Below are 4,854 nucleotides of genomic sequence, written 5' to 3'. Positions count from 1 at the left end.
GGAGGCCGCTCCCCCGGCAGGGGTGGCGGGCGGACCCCGCCGCGGTGTGCCGGCCACCCTCTGGCCGTATCTGCTGATCGCGCCCACCGTGATCGGGTTCGCCTTCCTGCTGGCCTACCCCCTCGCCCGCAACCTGCTGATCTCCTTCCAGCACTACGGCATGGCCGAACTGATCCGCGGGGACGCGGAGTTCGCGGGCCTGGAGAACTACTCGGCGATCCTGCGGGACGGTGAGTTCTGGCAGGTGGCGCGGCGCACGCTCTGGTGGACCGCGGTCAACGTCGCGCTGATCATGGTGATCGGCACGGGCGTCGCGCTGATGCTGCAACGGCTCGGCAAGCGGATGCGGACCCTGGTGCTGATGGGGCTGGTGCTCGCCTGGGCGAGTCCGGTGATCGCCACCACCACGGTCTTCCAGTGGCTCTTCTCCTCCCGACTCGGAGTGGTCAACTGGCTGCTGGTCCGGCTGGGGTTCGACTCCTTCCAGGACTACTCCTGGTTCGCGCACGGTCCGGCCGCCTTCACCGTCCTGGTGCTGCTCGTGGTGTGGCAGTCGGTGCCGTTCGTCGCCATCACCCTGCACTCCGCGCTGACCACGGTCCCGGCCGAACTCTTCGAGTCCGCCCGGATCGACGGGGCCGGCGGCTGGCGGATCTTCCGCTCCATCACCCTGCCGGTCCTGCGGCCGATCTTCGGTCTGGTGCTGAGCCTGGAGGTCATCTGGGTCTTCCGGTGCTTCGCGCAGATCTGGGCCGTCACCAAGGGCGGGCCGAGCGGCGCGACCACCACCCTGCCCGTCTACGCCTACCAGATCGCCCAGTCCCTGCACCGCTACGACCTCGGGGCCGCGGCGGCGACCCTGACGGTGCTGGTCCTGGTCGGCGCGCTGATCCTCTACTTCCGTCAGATGTTCCGTCAGGAGGCCGAGCTGTGAGCGCCCGTCCCGTCCGCGTGGTCCTGCGCGGGCTGCCCCTGAACGCAGTGGCGCTGGTCGTCTTCGGCCTGAGCGTCTTCCCCGTCTACTGGATGATCCTCACCGCGCTCAAGCCGACCGCGGACATCCAGGCCGAGACTCCCGTGTTCCTGCCCACCTCGCTGACGCTGGAGCACTTCTCCGACGCGGTGACGGCCGACGGTTTCTGGTCGTTCTGGCGCAACAGCCTCCTCGTCACCGCCGGATGCGTGCTGCTGGCCCTCGTCGTCGCCCTCGGCGCGGCGTTCGCGGTGGCCCGGATGCGCTGGAAGGGCCGGCGGGGCTTCGTCCTCATGGTGTTCGTCGCGCAGGTCGCCCCCTGGGAGGCGCTGCTGATCCCGATGTACGTCATCGCCCGCGACACCGACATGCTCGACCGGCTCACGACCCTGACCCTCGTCTACTTCATGATCACGCTGCCGTTCACCATCGTGACCCTGCGGAGCTTCCTCTCCGCCATCCCGGCCGAGCTGGAGGAGGCGGCTCAGGTGGACGGCTGCACCCGGGCCGCCGCCTTCCGCCGGGTCACCTTCCCGTTGCTGGCGCCGGGGCTGCTCGCCACCTCCCTCTTCGGCTTCATCACCGCCTGGAACGAGTTCGCCTTCGCCAACATGCTGATCATCAAGAACCAGGACGACCGGACCCTGCCCGTCTGGCTCTCCTCGTTCTCGAACGTCTTCGGCACCGACTGGGGCGCCACGATGGCGGCCTCCACCCTCTTCGCGCTGCCCGTCCTCGTCCTCTTCCTCGTTCTCCAGCGACGGGTCGCCACCGGTATGACCGGTGGCGCGGTCAAGGGATAGGAGAAACCGTGTCCATGCCCCCCACAAGCCTCGGCCTCGTACCGGGCCCCTTGAGGCTCCATCTGCGACGGGGCCGGTTCACCTTCGACAGCGCCACGGCGATCCGCGCCACCCCGGGCACCGAACCCGCCGCCCTGCTGCTGCGTACCCTGCTCGCCCCGGCCACCGGGCTGCCGCTGCCGCTGGCGGACGACGGCCGGGTCGTCCTCGCCCTCGACCCCGATCTCACCGGCCTCGGCACCCAGGGCTACGGACTGACCGTCAGCGAGGACGCCGTCCTGCTGCGGGCGGCCCGGCCGGAGGGGCTGCTGCACGGCGTCCAGACCCTTCGTCAGCTTCTCCCGCCCGCCGCCCTCTCGGCCGGCCCGGTGCACGGCACACCGTGGTCGGTCCCCTGCCTGGAGACGACGGACGTGCCGCGCTTCGCCTGGCGAGGGGCGATGCTCGACGTGGCCCGCCACTTCCAGCCCGTCTCGTTCCTCCGGCGGTTCACGGACCTGCTGGCCCTGCACAAGCTGAACGTGCTGCACCTGCACCTCACCGACGACCAGGGCTGGCGGATGCCGGTCCGCGCCTATCCCCGGCTCACCGAGGTGGGCGGGCTGCCGCACGGAGGCGCTTACACCCGCCGGGAACTGACGGACCTGGTGGCGTACGCCGCCGACCGCGGGGTGACCGTCGTGCCGGAGATCGAGATGCCCGGTCATGTCCGCGCCGCCCTCGCCGCCTACCCGCACCTGGGGAACTTCCCGGACCGGCGGCTGGAGGTCTGGGACCGCCACGGCGTCTGCGACACCGTCCTCGGTGTCCACGACGACGCCCTCGACTTCTGCCGGACCGTGCTGGGCGAGGTGATGGAGGTCTTCCCCTCGGAGTACATCCACGTCGGCGGGGACGAGTGCCCGACCGACGAGTGGCACTCCTCGCCCACCGCGCTGCGGCGCGTCGCCGACGAGGGGCTGGCCGGTCCCGAGGCGCTCCGCGGCTGGCTGATGGAGCGGGTCGGAACGTTCCTGACCGAACACGGCAGACGCCCGCTCGGCTGGACCGACCACGGGGACGACCTGCCGGAGTCGTTCACCGTGATGGCCTGGCGCGACCAGGAGCACGGTCTCGCGGCCGCGCGCACCGGCCATCCGGTGATCATGGCGCCGCACCGCTCCACCTACCTGGACTACCCGCAGTCCACGCATCCGCAGGAGCCGCCGGGGCAGCCCGGCTTCTCCGTGGACCTGCCCACCGTCTACGCCACCGACCCCGCGCCGGCCCACTGGGACGCGAAGGAGTCCGCGCAGGTGCTCGGAACGCAGGCGCAGTTGTGGACCGAGTACGTGCCCACCGCCGCGCACGCCGAGTACCTCGTCTTCCCCCGGCTGTGCGCCCTGGCCGACACCGCTTGGTCCGGCGGAAACGACTGGGACGGATTCCGGACACGGCTGGACCACCACAGAACCCGGCTCGACACCCTAGGCGTGCCGAGCCGTCCCTCCACGCTCCATCATCCCGAGAGGAACTCCAGGTGACGAGCACCAGCACGAGCAGAAGAGCACGCACCCCCCGCCGCGGCGTCTCCCGCGTCCGCGTCGCACTGGCCGCCACCGCGCTGGCGGGCCTCGGCTGCGCCACCCTGGCGGCCGTTCCCGCCACTGCGGCGGGCGAGCCCCTGACGATCCAGTACCGGCAGAGCTCCGCGGGCTCCGACCAGGCAGAACCCTGGTTCAAGGCCGTCAACACCGGCAGCGCGTCCGTCTCTCTCGCCCAGGTCAAGATCCGCTACTACTTCAAGGCGGACTCCGGGGCCTCGTACACCTACGCCTGCTCCTGGGCGGTCAAGGGGTGCGCCAACATCACCGGGACCTTCGGCACACTGGCCAACCCCACCGCGACGGCCGACCGGTACCTGGAGATCGGCTTCACCGCCGGCGCCGGCTCGCTCGCACCGGGCGCGGACACCGGAGACATGCAGCTGCGGTTCTACCGCTCCAACTGGCAGGCGCTGAACCAGGCCGACGACTACTCCTTCGGGTCCGGGCAGACCTCGTACGCGAACTGGTCCAAGGTCACCGCGACCGTCGGCGGTACCCAGGTGTGGGGCACGGCGCCCACCGGCAACGACCCGGGAACCGACCCCACCGACCCGACCGACCCGCCCGCCGACGGGCCACGGCTCTTCGACGACTTCAACTACACGTCGTACAGCGACCCGGCGATCGGCACCCACGGCTGGAACGTGCGTTCCAACTCGGGTGGTCCCGGAGTGCCGGGCGCGAGCTGGCCGGCCGAGAACGTCACCTTCGCCAAGGAGGGGACCAACTCGATCATGAACCTGGAGACCTCCACCGCGGGTACGGCGGAGAGCACCGAACAGAGCGAAGTCCTCACCAAGGCGACGAAGTTCCGCAACGGCACCTACGCGGCACGGGTGCGGTTCGCCGATGCCCCGAAGTCGGGACCGGACGGGGACCACCTCGTCAGCACCTTCTTCACCATCAACGACCTCAAGGCCCCGATGGCCGACGACTACGCCGAGTACGACTTCGAGTACCTGCCCAACGGTGGCTGGGGCGAGCCCTCGAACATCCTCTACACCACGTCCTGGGAGACCTACCGCCCCGACCCGTGGGAGGCGGTCAACCAGCACTCCGAATCACGGACCAGCTACGCGGGCTGGCACGACCTCGTGCTCACCATCGACAACACCGCCATCGTCTACTACATCGACGGCGTCGAGTTCGGCCGCCACGACTCCCGCTACCTGCCGGAGCGGCCCATGTCCATCAACTTCAACCAGTGGCTGATCGACCTCGCGGGCCAGACCAGCACCACCCCGCGCGCCTACGACCAGAAGGTCGACTGGATGCTGCACGTCAAGGACCAGGTGCTGACCCCGGCCCAGGTCACCGCGGAGATCGCCGCCTACCGGGCGGCGGGCAAGACCTTCGAGGACACCGTGCCGGCTGCCTGACGCACTCGTCCTTCCCGCCGGACCGGTCCGGCGGGGCGGACCGGCCCGGTGTTCCGCCCGTGGGGGGACCCGCCCGACCCACGCGCGCGTCCGTCCGCAATCGCAGAACGGCG

4 protein-coding genes are annotated in these 4,854 nt (G+C 70.5%); all 4 read left to right on the top strand.

The features are described 5' to 3' along the window. Nucleotides 1-46: 46 nt before the first annotated feature. From ACFWEP_RS31655 to ACFWEP_RS31640, 4 genes are read left to right on the top strand one after another with little or no spacing between them, the layout of a single operon-like run. The gene (locus tag ACFWEP_RS31655; protein WP_387375281.1) at nt 47-934 is read left to right on the top strand and encodes a carbohydrate ABC transporter permease; all 888 of its coding nucleotides are present in this window, start codon (nt 47-49) and stop codon (nt 932-934) included. After that, nucleotides 931-1,776, top strand: a complete 846-nt coding sequence (locus ACFWEP_RS31650) for a carbohydrate ABC transporter permease (RefSeq protein WP_387375279.1) — start codon at nt 931-933, stop codon at nt 1,774-1,776. The genes ACFWEP_RS31655 and ACFWEP_RS31650 overlap by 4 nt, the downstream gene beginning before the upstream one ends. A 14-nt stretch (nt 1,777-1,790) precedes the next feature. Beyond that, nucleotides 1,791-3,299 (top strand): beta-N-acetylhexosaminidase, encoded by a 1,509-nt coding sequence (locus ACFWEP_RS31645; protein ID WP_387375277.1) that lies wholly within the window; start codon nt 1,791-1,793, stop codon nt 3,297-3,299. Continuing rightward, on the top strand, nt 3,296-4,741 hold the full coding sequence (locus tag ACFWEP_RS31640) for a cellulose binding domain-containing protein (protein ID WP_387375275.1): 1,446 nt from the start codon (nt 3,296-3,298) through the stop codon (nt 4,739-4,741). Before ACFWEP_RS31645 ends, ACFWEP_RS31640 begins: the two co-directional genes overlap by 4 nt. Nucleotides 4,742-4,854: the final 113 nt, after the last annotated feature.

Source organism: Streptomyces sp. NPDC060198, from assembly GCF_042728415.1.
Lineage (GTDB): Bacteria > Actinomycetota > Actinomycetes > Streptomycetales > Streptomycetaceae > Streptomyces.
This window is presented reverse-complemented; position numbering and strand designations above follow the sequence as displayed.